General features: G+C 66.2%; 12 protein-coding genes. 11 read left to right on the top strand and 1 reads right to left on the bottom strand.

Going from position 1 to position 15,270, the window contains the following annotated elements; all coding sequences use genetic code 11:
• Nucleotides 1–17: 17 nt before the first annotated feature.
• From IEC33019_RS15075 to IEC33019_RS15040, 8 genes are all read left to right on the top strand, one after another.
• Nucleotides 18–800 (top strand): DUF4892 domain-containing protein, encoded by a 783-nt coding sequence (locus IEC33019_RS15075; RefSeq protein ID WP_070092868.1) that lies wholly within the window; start codon nucleotides 18–20, stop codon nucleotides 798–800.
• Between the two features lie 12 nt (nucleotides 801–812).
• Entirely contained in the window at nucleotides 813–1,865 is a 1,053-nt protein-coding gene (locus IEC33019_RS15070) for an AI-2E family transporter (protein ID WP_070092867.1), read from the top strand.
• 184 nt (nucleotides 1,866–2,049) lie between these two features.
• Nucleotides 2,050–2,139 (top strand): K(+)-transporting ATPase subunit F, encoded by a 90-nt coding sequence (gene kdpF, locus IEC33019_RS15065; protein WP_070092866.1) that lies wholly within the window; start codon nucleotides 2,050–2,052, stop codon nucleotides 2,137–2,139.
• 9 nt (nucleotides 2,140–2,148) lie between these two features.
• Complete coding sequence (gene kdpA, locus IEC33019_RS15060) at nucleotides 2,149–3,843, top strand: potassium-transporting ATPase subunit KdpA (RefSeq protein WP_070092865.1); 1,695 nt, start codon at nucleotides 2,149–2,151, stop codon at nucleotides 3,841–3,843.
• Nucleotides 3,844–3,852: 9 nt separating this feature from the next.
• Complete coding sequence (gene kdpB / locus IEC33019_RS15055) at nucleotides 3,853–5,907, top strand: potassium-transporting ATPase subunit KdpB (RefSeq protein ID WP_070092864.1); 2,055 nt, start codon at nucleotides 3,853–3,855, stop codon at nucleotides 5,905–5,907.
• Nucleotides 5,908–5,918: 11 nt separating this feature from the next.
• Entirely contained in the window at nucleotides 5,919–6,485 is a 567-nt protein-coding gene (gene kdpC, locus IEC33019_RS15050; RefSeq protein WP_070092863.1) for a potassium-transporting ATPase subunit KdpC, read from the top strand.
• A 211-nt stretch (nucleotides 6,486–6,696) separates the two neighbouring features.
• Entirely contained in the window at nucleotides 6,697–9,351 is a 2,655-nt protein-coding gene (locus IEC33019_RS15045) for a sensor histidine kinase (RefSeq protein WP_099593734.1), read from the top strand.
• On the top strand, nucleotides 9,348–10,043 hold the full coding sequence (locus tag IEC33019_RS15040) for a response regulator (protein ID WP_070092861.1): 696 nt from the start codon (nucleotides 9,348–9,350) through the stop codon (nucleotides 10,041–10,043). The genes IEC33019_RS15045 and IEC33019_RS15040 overlap by 4 nt, the downstream gene beginning before the upstream one ends.
• 51 nt (nucleotides 10,044–10,094) lie before the next feature.
• On the opposite strand, the gene IEC33019_RS15035 is transcribed toward IEC33019_RS15040, so the two are convergent.
• Nucleotides 10,095–10,361 carry a DUF3077 domain-containing protein gene (locus IEC33019_RS15035; protein WP_070092860.1) on the bottom strand — a complete coding sequence of 89 codons (267 nt, stop codon included), beginning with the start codon at nucleotides 10,359–10,361 and terminating at the stop codon, nucleotides 10,095–10,097.
• Between the two features lie 856 nt (nucleotides 10,362–11,217).
• Between IEC33019_RS15035 and hflK (IEC33019_RS15030) the strand changes: the two genes are divergently transcribed.
• From hflK (IEC33019_RS15030) to hflK (IEC33019_RS15020), 3 genes are read left to right on the top strand one after another with little or no spacing between them, the layout of a single operon-like run.
• Complete coding sequence (hflK, locus tag IEC33019_RS15030) at nucleotides 11,218–13,182, top strand: protease modulator HflK (RefSeq protein WP_244509760.1); 1,965 nt, start codon at nucleotides 11,218–11,220, stop codon at nucleotides 13,180–13,182.
• Nucleotides 13,179–14,219, top strand: coding sequence for a protease modulator HflC (gene hflC, locus IEC33019_RS15025; protein WP_070092858.1), 1,041 nt, complete (start codon nucleotides 13,179–13,181; stop codon nucleotides 14,217–14,219). Before hflK (IEC33019_RS15030) ends, hflC begins: the two co-directional genes overlap by 4 nt.
• Nucleotides 14,212–15,237 (top strand): protease modulator HflK, encoded by a 1,026-nt coding sequence (hflK, locus tag IEC33019_RS15020; RefSeq protein ID WP_070092857.1) that lies wholly within the window; start codon nucleotides 14,212–14,214, stop codon nucleotides 15,235–15,237. Before hflC ends, hflK (IEC33019_RS15020) begins: the two co-directional genes overlap by 8 nt.
• The last annotated feature ends 33 nt before the right edge of the window (nucleotides 15,238–15,270 follow it).

The raw sequence follows: 15,270 nt of genomic DNA, 5'->3' as shown, positions 1-15,270 counted from the left end.
TGCGTGACAGGTGGCCGATGATCACGCGCAACCTGATCGCCGTTTGCCTGGGCCTGGCCAGCCCCTTGTCGTGGGCCGGCAGCCTGCCCGTACCGGTGGACGCCAAAGTGGTCGACCAACGCCCGGCCGTGGAGCAGGAACGGGTCTATCCGATGGGCCCTCTGCGTAAGATCAGCGGCCGCCTGCGGGTGGACGAGAAGGTCGAAAGCCGCGGCCAGGTCAGTTCCGTCACCTACGAACTCCCTGTCGAACGTACAGCCCGCGAAGCCTTCACCAGCGCCCGCGAGGCCCTGCAGCGTGACGGCGGTTACCCGCTGTTCTGGTGTCAGGGACGTGATTGCGGTGAAGCCAGCTTGTGGGCCAATGAGGTGTTCGCCAATGCTCGCCTCAATGGTGGTGACGAGCAGCAAGCGTTCATCCTCCTGCGCCGCTCCGCCGAAGAGGCCGACACCCTGGTCTCGCTCTACAGCGTCACCCGCGGCAATCGCCGCGCCTACCTGCACGTCGAAGAATTCGTGGCTGACAGCCCCCTGGGCGAGCTGCTGCCGACCCCCGCCACGGTGCTGCGCGAACTGCGCGACACCGGCAAGCTGGACTACCCTGATCTTGCCGCACCACAGTCCACCTGGGTGGTCTTGCTCGGGCGCAGCCTGAACCTGGACAGCACTCTGCGCGCCAGCCTCAGCGGCGCCGAGGCCGAGGCCTGGCGCGAGCAACTGGTGAACGCCGGTGTGCGCAGCACCCGCTTGGAAGTCGGGACGGCCCCCACCGAAGGCCTGCATCTGGAACTGATCCGTTGAATGAGCGCATCCATGGCCAACAATGACCGCCTGCTGATCCAGATCCTGCTGTTGGCCTTGCTGGGGGCTGGCCTGTGGGTCATGGCTCCGTTCATCTCGGCATTGCTCTGGGGCGCCATCCTGGCGTTCGCCAGCTGGCCCCTGATGCGCCTGCTGACACGCGTGCTGGGCGGGCGCGAAACCCTCGCCGCGAGCCTTTTGACCGCCGTGTGGATTCTGGTGGTGGCCTTGCCTCTGGTGTGGCTTGGCTTCAACCTGGCCGACCACATCCGCGATGCCACCACGTTCATCCGTGACGTGCAGGTCGACGGCTTGCCCGACGCACCGGACTGGCTGGGCAACATCCCTCTGGTGGGGGAGCGCCTGGTGCGCTGGTGGGACTCCATGGACCAACAGGGCGCGGCCTTGCTGGCTTCGATCAAGCCTCACCTGGGGCAGGTCGGCAACTGGTTCCTGGCACGCAGCGCGCAGATCGGCAGCGGCGCCCTGGAACTGACCCTGAGCCTGGTATTCGTGTTTTTCTTCTACCGCGACGGGCCGCGCTTGGCGGCCTTCGTGCTGCGCCTGTTGCAGCGCTTGATGGGCGATCGCGCCGAGTATTACCTGGACCTGGTGGCCGGTACCGTGCAGCGCGTGGTCAACGGCGTGATCGGTACCGCCGCGGCCCAGGGGCTGCTGGCTTTGATCGGCTTTTTGATTGCCGGCGTGCCGGGTGCCATCGTGCTGGGCCTGGTTACCTTCATGCTCAGCCTGATCCCCATGGGGCCACCGCTGGCCTGGATACCGGCCACCGGCTGGCTGGTGTGGAAGGGCGAGTACGGCATGGCGGTGTTCCTCGGCCTGTGGGGTACCTTCATCATCAGCGGCGTGGACAACGTGCTCAAACCGTACCTGATCAGCCGCGGCGGCAACCTGCCGTTGGTGATCGTGCTGCTCGGGGTCTTCGGCGGGCTGCTCGCCTTTGGCTTCATTGGCCTGTTCATTGGGCCGACCTTGCTGGCGGTGGGCTACAGCCTGCTGCTGGACTGGAGCCGTAACGCGGGGCAGCAGACACCCCAGCGGTAGTCAGTCCAAGACTCTCCATGCCGCCATCGTTGCAGGGGTACCCGCGACGATGGCGGCTGCCGAAAAGCCTGATCTTTACGCACTCTTTATGCCCTGACCCCACCCTCCATCTCGTCCCTTTACGCCCCTCCCTCGGACAATTTCCCTAAACCGGCCCTCGCGCCGTACCAAGGGAGATGCGCACATGAACATGCTGGACGGGGTGTCACTGCTGCTGGCAGTGGCGTTGACGGTGTACCTGCTGGTGGCGCTGCTGCGCGCCGATCGCAGTTAAGGGGCGACCATGCACAGCTACGATTACCTATTGCTGCTGGCGTTCTTCGCCATCGTGCTACTGCCAGCACCCTGGCTCGGGCGTTTCTGCTTCAAGGTGATGGAGGGGCAGCGCACTTGGCTGACGCCCGTGCTCGGCCCGCTGGAGCAGGGATGCTACCGCCTGGCCGGTGTACGCGCCGAGCAGGAACAGAACTGGAAGCAATACACGCTGGCGCTGCTGACCTTCAACCTGACGGGTTTTGCGTTGCTGTTCGCCGTGTTGCTGCTGCAAGGCCACTTGCCGCTGAACCCGCAGCACCTGCCTGGCCAAGAGTGGACGCTGGCGTTCAACACCACGGTCAGCTTCATGACCAACACCAACTGGCAGGCCTACAGCGGTGAGGCCTCGGTCAGCTACCTGAGCCAGATGATCGGCCTGACGGTGCAGAACTTCGTCAGTGCCGCCACGGGGCTCGCCGTGCTGGTTGCCTTGTGTCGCGGCATCGCCCGCCGCTCGACCACCACCCTCGGTAACTTCTGGGTCGACCTGACCCGCGCGATCCTCTACGTACTCCTGCCGCTGAGCCTGGTGCTGGCGCTGCTGCTGGTATGGCAGGGCGTGCCGCAGACCTTCGCCGACTACGCCCACGCGCTGACCCTGCAAGGCAGCGACCAGACCCTTCCCTTGGGCCCGGCCGCCAGCCAGATCGCCATCAAGCAGCTGGGCACCAATGGCGGCGGCTTCTTCGGCGTCAACTCGGCGCACCCGTTCGAAAACCCCACGGCCTGGAGCAACCTGTTCGAGGTGGCATCGATCATTCTCATTCCGGCGGCGCTGGTGTTCACTTTCGGCCATTACGTCAAGGATCTGCGCCAAAGCCGGGCGATTCTCGCCTGCATGCTGGGCCTGTTCCTCATTGGCGGTGCTACCGCGCTGTGGTCCGAGCAGCAGCCCAACCCGGCCTTCGAAAGCGCCCAGGTGCAACAAGCCGCGCCGCTCGAAGGCAAGGAAAGCCGCTTCGGCACCACCGCCTCGGTGCTGTGGAGCGTGACCACCACAGCCGCCTCCAATGGGTCGGTGAATGCCATGCATGACAGCCTCAACCCGCTCACCGGCATGGTGGCCATGGTCAACATGATGGTCGGGGAGGTGATCTTCGGCGGAGTGGGCGCAGGGCTGTACGGCATGTTGCTGTTCGTGCTGATCGCTGTGTTCCTGGCGGGCCTGATGATCGGGCGCACGCCGGAATACCTGGGCAAGAAGCTCCAGGCGCGAGAGGTGCAACTGCTGGTGGCGACCTTGCTGGTGATGCCGGTGGGCGTGCTGGTGCTTGGCGCCATCACCGCGAGCCTCGCCGGGCCCGCCAGCGCCGTGACCAACCCCGGCGCCCATGGCTTCAGCCAACTGCTCTATGCCTACACCTCCGGCACCGCCAACAACGGTTCGGCATTTGCCGGCTTCGGTGCCAACACGCCATACCACAATCTGATGATCGGTCTGGCCATGCTCATTGGCCGCTTTGGCTACATCCTGCCGGTGCTGGCCCTGGCCGGCAGCCTGGCGGCGAAGAAGAGCGCGCCCCAGGGCTTGAACAGCTTCCCCACCCACGGCCCGCTGTTCGTGGTCCTGCTGCTGGTGACCATCCTGCTGGTCGGTGGCCTGACCTTCCTACCGACCTTGGCCCTCGGGCCGATTGCCGAACACCTGAGCCTGGGCTTCTGAGGACCTTCCATGAACATGCCTATTACTGACGTCAAAGCCCATCGTGCCGCCGTGGACCAGACCCGCTTCGCTGCGCTCTGGCGGCCAGCCCTGGTGCAGGCCTTCGTCAAGCTCGACCCCCGTCAGCTCAAGCGCTCGCCCGTGATGCTGGTGGTCGCCCTGACTGCCTTGCTGACCACCCTGCTGTGTTTCATTCCCGGCAGTGGCGTGGGGACCGGCGTGGCCCTGCAGATCGCCCTGTGGCTGTGGTTCACCGTGCTGTTCGCCAACTTCGCCGAAGCCCTGGCCGAAGGCCGTGGCAAGGCCCGTGCCGACAGCCTCAAGGCCGGCAGCCAGGGCCTGATCGCCCAGCGTCGCACCGCCGATGGCCGCTTCGAGAGCGTGCCCGCCACTCAGTTACGCAAGGACGATGTGGTCAAGGTCGTCGCTGGCGAGCTGATCCCAGGGGACGGTGAAGTGCTCGAAGGTATCGCCGCGGTCAACGAGTCGGCCATCACCGGCGAGTCGGCCCCCGTGATCCGCGAGTCCGGCGGCGACCGCTCGGCGGTCACCGGCAACACTCGGCTGGTTTCGGACTGGCTGCTGATCCGCATCACCAGCAACCCTGGCGAGTCGACCCTGGACCGCATGATCGCCTTGGTCGAAGGTGCCAAACGCCAGAAGACCCCCAACGAGATCGCCCTGGACATCCTGCTGATCGGCCTGACGTTGATCTTCCTGATCGTGGTGGTGACCTTGCAGCCATTCGCCCGTTTTTCCGGCGGCAGTCTGCCGCTGATCTTCCTCGCCGCGCTGCTGGTGACGCTCATCCCCACCACCATCGGTGGCCTGCTCTCGGCCATCGGCATCGCCGGCATGGACCGCCTGGTGCGCCTGAACGTCATCGCGCGCTCCGGCCGCGCAGTGGAGGCGGCGGGCGATGTACACACGCTGATGCTCGACAAGACCGGCACCATCACCTTCGGCAACCGCCGTTGCAGCGCGCTGCACGCGGCGCCCGGCATCACTGCGCGGGAGCTGGGGGAGGGCGCATTGTTCGCCTCCCTGGCCGATGACACCGCCGAGGGTAAGTCGATCGTCGAGTTCCTGCGTCAGCAGCATGAGTTCATCGAGCCCTCGGCCAATCAGTTCGAGGCCATTGCCTTCAGTGCCGAGACGCGGCTTTCGGGTATCGACTTCCAGCAGCATCGCTACCGCAAGGGGGCGGTCGATGCGGTACTGGCCTTCGTCGGCCTGCAACGCCTGGAGATGCCCGCGCCGCTGGCCCGTGAAGTGGAGCGCATCGCCCAGAGTGGTGGCACGCCCCTGCTGGTGTGCATCGACAAGCGCCTGCTGGGAGTGATCCACCTCAAGGATGTGGTCAAGCCGGGCATTCGTGAACGCTTCGCCGAGCTGCGCAAGCTGGGGATCCGCACGGTGATGGTGACGGGCGACAACCCGCTGACCGCCGCAGCCATTGCGGCCGAAGCCGGGGTCGACGATGTGCTGGCCGAGGCCACGCCGGAGAAGAAGCTCGCGCGTATCCGCCAGGAGCAGAACGACGGTCGCCTGGTGGCCATGTGCGGTGACGGCGCCAACGACGCCCCGGCCCTGGCCCAGGCTGACGTGGGCATGGCCATGAACGACGGCACCCAGGCCGCGCGCGAGGCGGCCAACATGGTCGATCTGGACAGCGACCCGACCAAGCTGCTGGACGTGGTCCAGGTGGGCAAGGAACTGCTGGTCACCCGCGGTGCGCTGACCACGTTCTCCATCGCCAACGACGTGGCCAAGTACTTCGCCATCCTGCCGGCGCTGTTCGCGGCGATCTACCCGCAGTTGGGCGTGCTCAACCTCATGCAGCTGCAAAGCCCGCAGAGCGCGATCCTCTCGGCCATCGTGTTCAACGCGCTGATCATCGTCGTGCTGATCCCCCTGGCCCTGCGCGGGGTGCGCGTCCAGGCGGCGAGCGCGGCCCATCTGCTGCGACGCAACCTGCTGATCTACGGCGTGGGCGGCATCATCGTGCCGTTTGCCGGGATCAAACTGATCGACCTGCTGCTCAACGCCCTGCACTTGGTTTGAAGGAGACGCCCATGACCACCTATTTGCGCCCGGCCCTGAGCCTGGCCCTGCTGATGACCCTGGTCACCGGCGCGCTGTACCCCCTGGCGGTGACCGGCATTGCCCAAGTTGCCTTCCCCGAGCAGGCCAATGGCAGCCTGGTGCGTGACGAGCAGGGGCGGGTGCGCGGCTCGGCCCTGATCGCCCAGGATTTTACCGGCGATGCCTGGTTCCATTCGCGCCCTTCGGCTGGCGCCTATGCCACCGTAGCCAGCAGTGCCAGCAACCTTTCACCGAGCAACCCGGCCCTGGCCGAGCGGGTCAAGGCCGAGGCTGCCGCGCTCTACCAACCCCAGCAGGGCCCCGTGCCCCTGGCCTTGCTGACCACCTCCGGCAGTGGCCTGGACCCGCACCTGCCGCCCGATGCCGTGGCCTACCAGTTGCCCCGAGTGGCGGCTGCGCGGCAAGTGCCGGTGGAGCGCTTGCAAGCGCTGGTGGAAGAAGCCACCCTGCACCCGTTGATCGGCCCGCCTGTGGTGAACGTGCTGGCGCTGAACCACGCCCTGGAACGCCTGGCCCCGCTCGGATCCGGCTCATAGCGCTGCGGTGTATCCGAGGCTGAGGGTCTGCGATGCCCTATTGGCCTAGGCTGTCCCACAGGTACAGCGTTGCCACCCAAGAGCTGCGCTATCCCTGTGGTGGGTTTACCCGCGAAACAGACGCCGCCGATGCTGATGAAGATAGGCGGTGTCTCTGTGGGCGAAGCCTGCAATGGCCTGCACAACAGGCCCGGAATTGAAAGGATGAAACATGAGTGACTCCGCCCGCGCCGATGCGCTTCTGGCGGGCCTGCCGCGCGAAGGGCGCGGCAAGCTCAAGGTATTTCTCGGCGCCGCCCCTGGGGTGGGCAAGACCTACGCCATGCTCCAGGCCGCCCACGCCCAGCAACGCCTGGGCGTACAGGTGCTGGCCGGCGTCGTCGAGACCCACGGCCGCGCCGAAACCGAGGCCCTGCTCGGCGGCCTGGCCCAGCAGCCCCTGCTGCGCACCGACTACCGGGGCGTGACCCTCGAGGAAATGGACCTCGACGGCCTGCTCAACGCCGCCCCCGCCCTGGCCCTGGTGGACGAACTGGCCCACACCAACGCCCCTGGCAGCCGCCACGCCAAGCGCTGGCAGGACGTCCAGGAGCTGCTCGCCGCCGGCATCGACGTCTACACCACCGTCAACGTCCAGCACCTGGAAAGCCTCAACGACAAAGTCCGCGACATCACCGGCGTGCAGGTACGTGAGACCCTGCCGGACTGGGTCCTGCAAGAAGCCTTCGAACTGGTGTTGATCGACCTGCCACCGCGTGAGCTGCTCATGCGCCTGCGCGAGGGCAAGGTCTATGTGCCGGAGCAGGCGAGGGCAGCCATCGACGCCTACTTCTCCCAAACCAACCTCACCGCCCTGCGCGAGCTGGCCATGCAGACCGCCGCTGCCCAGGTCGATGCCGATCTTGCCCATGGCTACCGCCAGCGCGGCCAGGAGGCCCCGGCCCTGCGCGGTCGCCTGCTGGTGGGCGTGGACGGTGACGAGCAGGCCGAACGCTTGGTACGCCATGCCAGCCGAGTCGCCCAGCGCCGCCATCTGCCCTGGAGCCTGGTGCACGTGGACAACGGCCGCCTGCGCGACGAGACCGCCCGCCAGCGCCTGCAGGCCGCCCAGCAACTGGCCGAGCGCCTGGGCGGCGAAGTGGTGGTGCTGCGCGCCGGTGAAGTGGCCCGCACCCTGATCCAGCACGCCAGCGAACGCCGCGCTAGCCTGGTGCTGGTGGGCCAGTCCCGCGATCGCCTGCGCCGTCGCCTGTTCGGTGCTGGCGTGGCCGCGCGCCTGCTGCGCGAAAGCCACGGGCTTGAAATCAACGTCCTCGATCGCGATACCCAACCCCGCACGGCCCCCTCTGCGGTGCAGCGCGTGTGGGTCTGGCGCCATTACCTGCTGGCGCTGGTGGCCACCGCGCTGGCCGCCGGGTTGTCGTGGGCGGTGTCCAGTGTGCTGGCGCTGCCCAACATCTCCCTGGTGTTTCTCGCCGCCGTGCTGCTGGTGGCGGTGCGCAGCAGCCTGGGGCCGGCGCTGGCCTGCGCGGCGCTGTCGTTTCTCACCTACGACTTTTTGTTCATCCCGCCGAACTTCTCCTTCGCCATCCAGCGCGAAGAAGACGTGCTCACCTTGGTGTTCTTCCTGCTCATGGCCGGCCTTACCGGCAACCTCGCCGCGCGCCAGCGCCGCCAGTTGCAGGCCCTGCGCGAAACCCAGGCCGAGACCACGCAACTGCTCGACCTCTCGCGCCGTCTCACCGTGGCCACCGACCGCCAGGCCGTGTTCAACGCCGCGGGCCAGCACCTGGGCGCCTGGCAAGACATGCAGGCCTGCCTGCTCGAGCGCAACGCTGAAGGCCTGCTGCAAGCCACCGGCAGCCACGAACCGCAACTGACCGATAACGAACGCGCCGCCGCCGAGTGGGCCTGGCAGCACGGCCAAGCCGCCGGCCATGGCAGCGACACCTTGCCCGACGGGCGCTGGTGGTGGTGGCCCCTCGCCGTGGACGAACAACCCCTGGCCCTGCTCGGTGTGCGGCCACGTTCAGGTGAAGTCCTGAGCGCCGAGCGCCGCCGCCTGCTGATGGCTCTCGGGCAACCCCTGGCTCAGGCCCTGGCCCGCGCCCGCCTGGGCGAGCAACTGGAGGCCGCGCGCCTTCACGGCGAGACCGAGCAACTGCGCAGCGCGCTGCTGGCCTCGGTCTCCCATGACCTGCGCACCCCCCTGACCGCCATGCGCGGCAGCATCGACAGCCTGCTGGCCCTGGGCGACGCCATCCCCCCGGCCGATCGCCAAGAGTTGCTCGAAGGCACCCGCAACGAAGCCGAGCGCCTGGATCGCTACATCCAGAACCTGCTGGACATGACCCGCCTCGGCCATGGTGGCCTCAAGCTCGCTCGCGACTGGGTCGCCCCCGCCGACATCGTCGGCAGCGCCCTCAACCGCCTGCGCGTGGTCCTGGCCCCCTTGCGCGTGCACGCCGACGTGCCCCCCGCGTTGCCGCTGCTGTTCGTGCACGCGGCGCTGATCGAACAGGCGCTGGTGAACGTGCTGGAAAACGCCGCCCGCTTCTCGCCGGCCAACGGGCGCCTGGAACTGCGCGTCACCACCGAGGGTGAGCAATTGCGCTTTGCCGTCAGCGACCAAGGGCCCGGCATCCCCGTGAGCGAGCGCGAGAAGATCTTCGATATGTTCTACACTGCCGCCCGCGGCGACCGGGGCGGGCAGGGCACCGGCCTTGGCCTTGCCATCTGCCAAGGCATGATCGGCGCCCACGGCGGCCAGATCCTCGTTGGCGACGGCATCGATGGCCAGGGCACCTGCATCACTCTATGCTTGCCGTTGCCCCCACAACCTGAGCCTGAAAGCGAAGCCCCATGAGTCAGTCCGCCACCCTGCTGGTCATCGATGATGAACCGCAGATCCGCAAGTTCCTGCGCATCAGCCTCGCCTCCCAGGGCTACAAAGTCATCGAAGCCGCCACCGGCGCCGAAGGCCTCGCCCAGGCCGCGCTGAGCAAGCCGGACCTGGTGGTGCTCGACCTCGGCCTGCCCGACATGGACGGTCAGCACGTACTGCGCGAGCTGCGCGAATGGAGCACCGTGCCGGTGCTGGTGCTGTCGGTGCGTGCGAGCGAAGTACAGAAAGTCGACGCACTCGATGGCGGCGCCAACGACTACGTGACCAAGCCCTTCGGCATCCAGGAATTCCTCGCCCGCGTCCGCGCCTTGCTGCGCCAGACGCCCCAGGCCAGTACCACGCAATCGATCGCAACCTTCGGGCCCTTGGTGGTGGACTTCGCGTTTCGCAAGGTGACCCTCGACGGCGTGGAAGTGGCCCTGACCCGCAAAGAGTACGCACTGCTCGCCCAGCTCGCCGGCCACCCCGGGCGCGTCATCACCCAGCAGCAATTGCTCAAGGACATCTGGGGGCCGACGCATGTCGATGACACCCATTACCTGCGCATTGTTGTCGCCCACGTGCGGCAGAAGCTCGGCGACGACCCCACCGCTCCGCGCTTCATCATCACCGAAGCCGGCGTCGGCTATCGCCTGGTCGCCCCGGGACCCTGACCGGGGGCGCTTCGCAGCCCCAAATCCAACAGCCACCGCAGCACCTTGACCTCAGCTCATCATCCCCAATTCCGCATCATCCATCAGCGCCTTGGCTAACGCCGCCAGATAGTGTGACGCCCATACCAACTGAGGCTTCTCCTCCATCACCCCCGTGAGGGTCATGTCCCGCACATACCCCATCAATTCCGAAGCCTGCTCACGTGCGTGCTGGCACGAGATACCAGGCTCGATGCAAAACAGCGGCGCGGTCATGCCCTCGCCCTGGTAGAACTTCGTCCTGCCCACCGTCCTCGGCTCGATGTCCTTCGTGGTCATTGTTCAATCTCCCTGAAATGATCAGCGCCCTCCCGCAGGCACACCGCTGCCCCAACGACAACGCAAACCCCTGTGGGAGCGGGTTCACCCACGAATGGGCCGGCACAGATGGCACATGGTTAAAGGCCTAGATGCAGCGTCTTACGGTTGGACACGCAAGCCCATAACTTGAATCGAAAGTGGGTAGTAGCGGGATTGGAGGGTGAGCCACGATCCGAATGCACTGGATTTGCGCTGAGGTTGGGAGATCGTGTTTTGAGAAAGGGGATAGTGAGATGGATCGAAGATCATTTTTCAGCATGGCAACTCCTGTATTCCCGATAGTGCTGCTCACGACCTGCTGTCAAACAGGTGGGTGGCAGCTGCGTATGGGTTGACAGACCGGTGGAATACAGGAAGACCGGCGCACGCGAACGTGCCCCACACACAGCCGCCATTGAAGGCCAAGCTATGCCCCTGCGTTCCGTTGCGGCCTGTCAAAGCCGTGTCGTTGACGTGCAACGACTCGCCGAGACTAGAGCCCTGCCAGAGCACCCGCAACGGAAAAAAGGTGGCAGGAGTGTGTTTGGGAAATGGACTACCAGGAAGAGGGGGAATCTGATTTTTCTACGGCTTCGGAGCGCTTGGAAGAGCAGAGGATTGGAGAAGGTGGTCGCTCAACGAGGGACTGCTATCGACCCTTTACAGCCGTTCGAGATGTCTGCGAAACCAGGGGCGATTCAGGGCGAACATGGCCATGTCCAGTTGTTGCCTGCGCCGCAGTGCAGCGATCACGAGATAAATTAGTCTTTACTTGTCGGCGCATTGCCGATTGGCCACAATCCGCGCCCTCGCATTCCGAGTACCTGGAGTCATGGTGAGTACTGTTCTGGATACCCCGGATCTACACAGCAAGCCTCGCTTTCTGCAGGCGGCCGACCAGGCAAGGCATTTGGTCCGGCTGTGTCGGTTGGCACTGGCTGGTGCTGGCGGGTTATGGCTGCTGGCGCTGCTGGTTGGCCTCTTTTCACCCGATGCCCATTGGCTCCCACTATTGCGAGTGAATGCCGCCGCACTGTTGTTGTTGGCGGCCGCGGGGCATTCAGCCTGGTTCATCGTCAAGTGGCGGGTCGAGGCCCAAGGGCAGCAGCCCGTGCGCCTAGCCTTATGGCGGAACAAGGGCCAGGTGCAGGGCGAAGACCAGGCCCTCAGTGCCTTCGACCGTTGGTTGGCGCGCACCGGTGATACATTGGCCAGGCACTTGCGCTCGATCGGCGACGACGTGTTGTGGCTGTCGGGCTGGTCGGTGTTGGCACTGGCTCTGGTCATGGGCAGTTGGCGTTTCGATCTGCCGGCACCGGCTACCGCCACTCAGGCGAGCTGGGTGGCGGTGGGCGTATTGCTGGCGCTAGCGCTTGCACTGCTGATCATAGAAAGGCACCTGGCCTCAGCCAGCAAGGCGGATTGGCCGGAGGCGATAGCCTTGGCGACAGTGATCCGGGTAGTGATTCTGGTCCAGGTGCTGTCTATTCCCTGCCTGTTCTTCGCCGATGGCACGCGGTTGTGGCCGGCCCGCCTGGCCGTGCTGATCGGCATTCTGCCGGGCCTGCTGGCGGTGGAGTTCCTGGTGCGTGCTCTGGTCGCGGCATTCCGGCCGCAACGGGCGGAGCAGGAGCCCGCCCTGGTGGCGCGTAGCCTGATGGGTGGCATTTTGCAGTGGCCGCCGAGGCCGTTGGCCGCGCTGCAGGGCGAGTTGCAGCAGCGCTTCGGTATCGACCTGCAGCAAGTCTGGGCTTTTGGTTTCATGCGCCGGGCGCTGCTACCGGTGGCCGCACTGGTGGCGCTGGTCGGCTGGCTGCTGAGCGGGGTGGTGCAGATACCGCTGGAGGGGCGCGGTATCTATGAGCGATTCGGCAAGCCGGTGCAGGTCTACCCGCCAGGCCTGCACATTGGCTTGCCCTGGCCATTCGGGCGAGTGCTGGCGGCGGAGAATGGTGTCATCCACGAGCTGGCGACCTCCGGGCGTGAAGCGCTGGCCGACCCAATGGCCGATGCTGAGGGAGAGGCGCCAATGTCGGCCAACCGCCTGTGGGATGCGGCCCATGCCAGCGAAAACGCTCAGGTGATCGCTGGCAGCGATGGCGGTCGGCAGAGCTTTCAGATCGTCAACATGGATGTGCGCTTCATCTACCGCATAGGCCTGGACGATGCATCCGCCCTGGCAGCGACTTATCACAGCGCCGATGTCGCGCAGTTGGTACGCAGCCTGGCCAACCGCGTGCTGCTTCATGACTTCGCCAACCGCACATTGGATGGCGTACTCAGTTCCGAGCGCGAAGCCCTCAGCCGGGACATCGGCAAGGCCGTGCAGGCTGACCTCGACCGACTGGAAAGCGGCGTGCAGATCCTGGCCACTTCCGTGGAGGCCATTCACCCACCCGCAGGCGCGGCGAACGCCTATCATGGCGTGCAGGCGGCGCAGATCGCTGCGCAGGCACTGATCGCCCGTGATCGCGGTCAGGCCGCTGAGCAGACCGGCCAGGCCCGCCAGAATGCCGCGCTGCTGGTCGACCAGGCCGCTGCAAGCGCCCACGAAACAAACGCCAAGGCCCAGGCCGCAGAACTTGGCTTCGACGCCGAGCGGGCGGCCTGGCGACAGGCTGGTGCAGCGTTCGTGCTGGAACAGTACCTAGCGCGGTTGCGAGAAGGCCTGCGCGACAGTAAGGCGTTGATCATCGACCACCGCATCAGTGCGGGTCAGGCCCCAACCCTTGATTTGCGTACCTTCGCCGCGCCGGTTGATCCGGCCACCTCGAAACCGAACCAGGAGCGCACCCCTTGAGTCCTCACGCTTCTCACGCTCACGATGATCATGCTGCCCATGGCTGCGCGCATGGCCATGATCACGACCATCACAGCGCCGAACACGACGGGCCGGCGCGGCCGGCCTGGCCACGAATCCTAGGGGCGGTACTGCTGGTGCTGCTATTGGCGGTAGTGGCCTGCTTCGTCCAGGTGCGTGTGGGCGAGGCGACGGTCATCACCCGCTTCGGCAACCCGACACGGGTGCTGGTAGAGCCTGGCCTGGCCTGGCGCTGGCCGCAACCGTTCGAGGTGGCGGTGCCGGTCGACCTGCGCCTGCGCACCACCTCCAGTGGTTTGCACGATGTCGGTACCCGCGACGGCCTGCGCATCATCGTGCAGGCTTATATCGCCTGGCAGGTGTCACCGGACCCGCAGGATATCCAGCGCTTCATGCGCGCGGTGCAGAACCAGCCGGACGAAGCAGCGCGGCAGATCCGTACGCTGGTGGGCTCGGCGCTGGAAACCACCACCAGCGGCTTCGAACTGGCGGATCTGGTCAATGTCGACCCTGGGCGAGTACGCATCGAGACCTTCGAGCAGCGGTTGCAGGCGCATATTGCCGATCAGCTGGCCCAGACCTATGGCATCAAGGTGGTCCAGGTCGGGGTCGAACGCCTCACCCTGCCCAAGGTGACCTTGGAAGCTACCGTAGACCGCATGCGCGCCGAGCGCGAGACGATCGCTACCGAGCGTACGGCCGAAGGCAAGCGCAAGGCGGCAGAAATCCGCTCGGCGGCTGAGCGGGATGCCCGAATCCTGGAGGCTGACGCCAATGTGAAGGCGGCGCAGATCCAGGCGCAGTCACAGGTCGAGGCGGCACAGATTTACGGCAAGGCCTACGCCAGCGCGCCGGAGCTGTACAAGCTGCTGCGCTCGCTGGACACCTTGGGCACTATCGTGACGCCCGACACACGCCTGGTGCTGCGCACCGACGCGGCACCGTTCCGGGCGCTGATCGACGGACCCAACCCGCCGGCTTCGCTGACCCGCCAGGCAGGGCAAGGCCATGACTAGCCCGCGCCAGCCTGGCGGGCCCTGGTTGCAGTCGGCGCGTATTGGTTTTATCGCCCTGTACGCGGTGACCGTGCTCGCCGCGCTGGGCTGGCTGTTCGGCAATGTTCGTTCAGTGGGGCCGGAAAGCCGGGCCGTGGTGCTCAGGCTGGGGGCCGAGCACCGTATCCAGAATGCTGGCCTGCTGCTGGCCTGGCCGCGTCCGTTCGAGCAAGTGGTGATGCTGCCTTCGGACGGGCGGGTGACTGAGCGCAAAGTGGAGTTGTTGCTGCGCTCGGACTTCGCACGTAAAGCGGACCGGGGGCTCGCGCCGGCCAGCGACGCGACGGCCGGGTCAGGTTACCTGCTCACTGCCGATGCAGGCATCGTGCAGCTTGAAGTGCGGGTGTTCTATCAGGTTGTCGAGCCGTTTGCCTTTGCCCGTCAGGGCGTTCATGTGGAGCCGGCCCTGGATCGGCTGGTGGAGCGCAATGCCGTTCAGGTCTGCGCATCCCGAGACATGGATGCGATTCTGGTCGCGCGGCCTGAATTGGTGGGCGCCGATGCGCAGGTTGCCGAGCGCCGTGAGCGTCTACGCGGTGACTTGCAACAGGGCATCAACCGCAGCCTGGCGGCGCTCAAGGCGGCGGGCGCCGACCTGGGCATCACGGTGGTGCGGGTGGATGTGCAGTCTTCGCTCCCGCCCTCGGCGGTGAGCGCCTTCAATGCCGTGCTCACCGCCAGCCAACGCGCTGAGCAAGCGGTGGCGAGCGCCCGCAACGAAGCAGCGCAGCGCCTGCAGCAGGCAACCCAGAGTGCCGACCGGACCGTGCAGGTTGCCCAGGCCCAGGCGCGTGAGCGGCTGGCGCAGGCGAGTGCCGACACCAGCACCATCGTCGGCTTGGCGCAGCAGCAGGACCCGGGCCTGATGCTGCGCCTGTATCGTGAGCGGGTGCCTGCCATCCTGTCCCGCGCGGGCTCCGTCACCACGGTCAGCCCCGAGTACAGTGGGCGCTTGATCCTGCAAGGCCCCCAACAATGAACACTTATTCTGGCCCCTGCATTTGGAACCCCA

The sequence above is a fragment of the Pseudomonas putida genome, assembly GCF_002741075.1.
Classification (GTDB): domain Bacteria; phylum Pseudomonadota; class Gammaproteobacteria; order Pseudomonadales; family Pseudomonadaceae; genus Aquipseudomonas; species Aquipseudomonas putida_T.
The sequence above is the reverse complement of the archived record's forward strand: the minus strand, read 5'-3'. Positions and strand labels throughout refer to the sequence as shown.

Bases quoted from the DNA above. Each gene is read 5' to 3' on its own strand.
- IEC33019_RS15045 (WP_099593734.1), top strand. From the start codon at position 6,697: ATGAGTGACTCCGCCCGCGCCGATGCGCTTCTGGCGGGCCTGCCGCGC.
- IEC33019_RS15040 (WP_070092861.1), top strand. From the start codon at position 9,348: ATGAGTCAGTCCGCCACCCTGCTGGTCATCGATGATGAACCGCAGATC.
- kdpB (WP_070092864.1), top strand. From the start codon at position 3,853: ATGAACATGCCTATTACTGACGTCAAAGCCCATCGTGCCGCCGTGGAC.
- IEC33019_RS15035 (WP_070092860.1), bottom strand. From the start codon at position 10,361: ATGACCACGAAGGACATCGAGCCGAGGACGGTGGGCAGGACGAAGTTC.
- kdpF (WP_070092866.1), top strand. From the start codon at position 2,050: ATGAACATGCTGGACGGGGTGTCACTGCTGCTGGCAGTGGCGTTGACG.
- kdpA (WP_070092865.1), top strand. From the start codon at position 2,149: ATGCACAGCTACGATTACCTATTGCTGCTGGCGTTCTTCGCCATCGTG.
- IEC33019_RS15075 (WP_070092868.1), top strand. From the start codon at position 18: ATGATCACGCGCAACCTGATCGCCGTTTGCCTGGGCCTGGCCAGCCCC.
- hflK (WP_070092857.1), top strand. From the start codon at position 14,212: ATGACTAGCCCGCGCCAGCCTGGCGGGCCCTGGTTGCAGTCGGCGCGT.
- kdpC (WP_070092863.1), top strand. From the start codon at position 5,919: ATGACCACCTATTTGCGCCCGGCCCTGAGCCTGGCCCTGCTGATGACC.
- IEC33019_RS15070 (WP_070092867.1), top strand. From the start codon at position 813: ATGGCCAACAATGACCGCCTGCTGATCCAGATCCTGCTGTTGGCCTTG.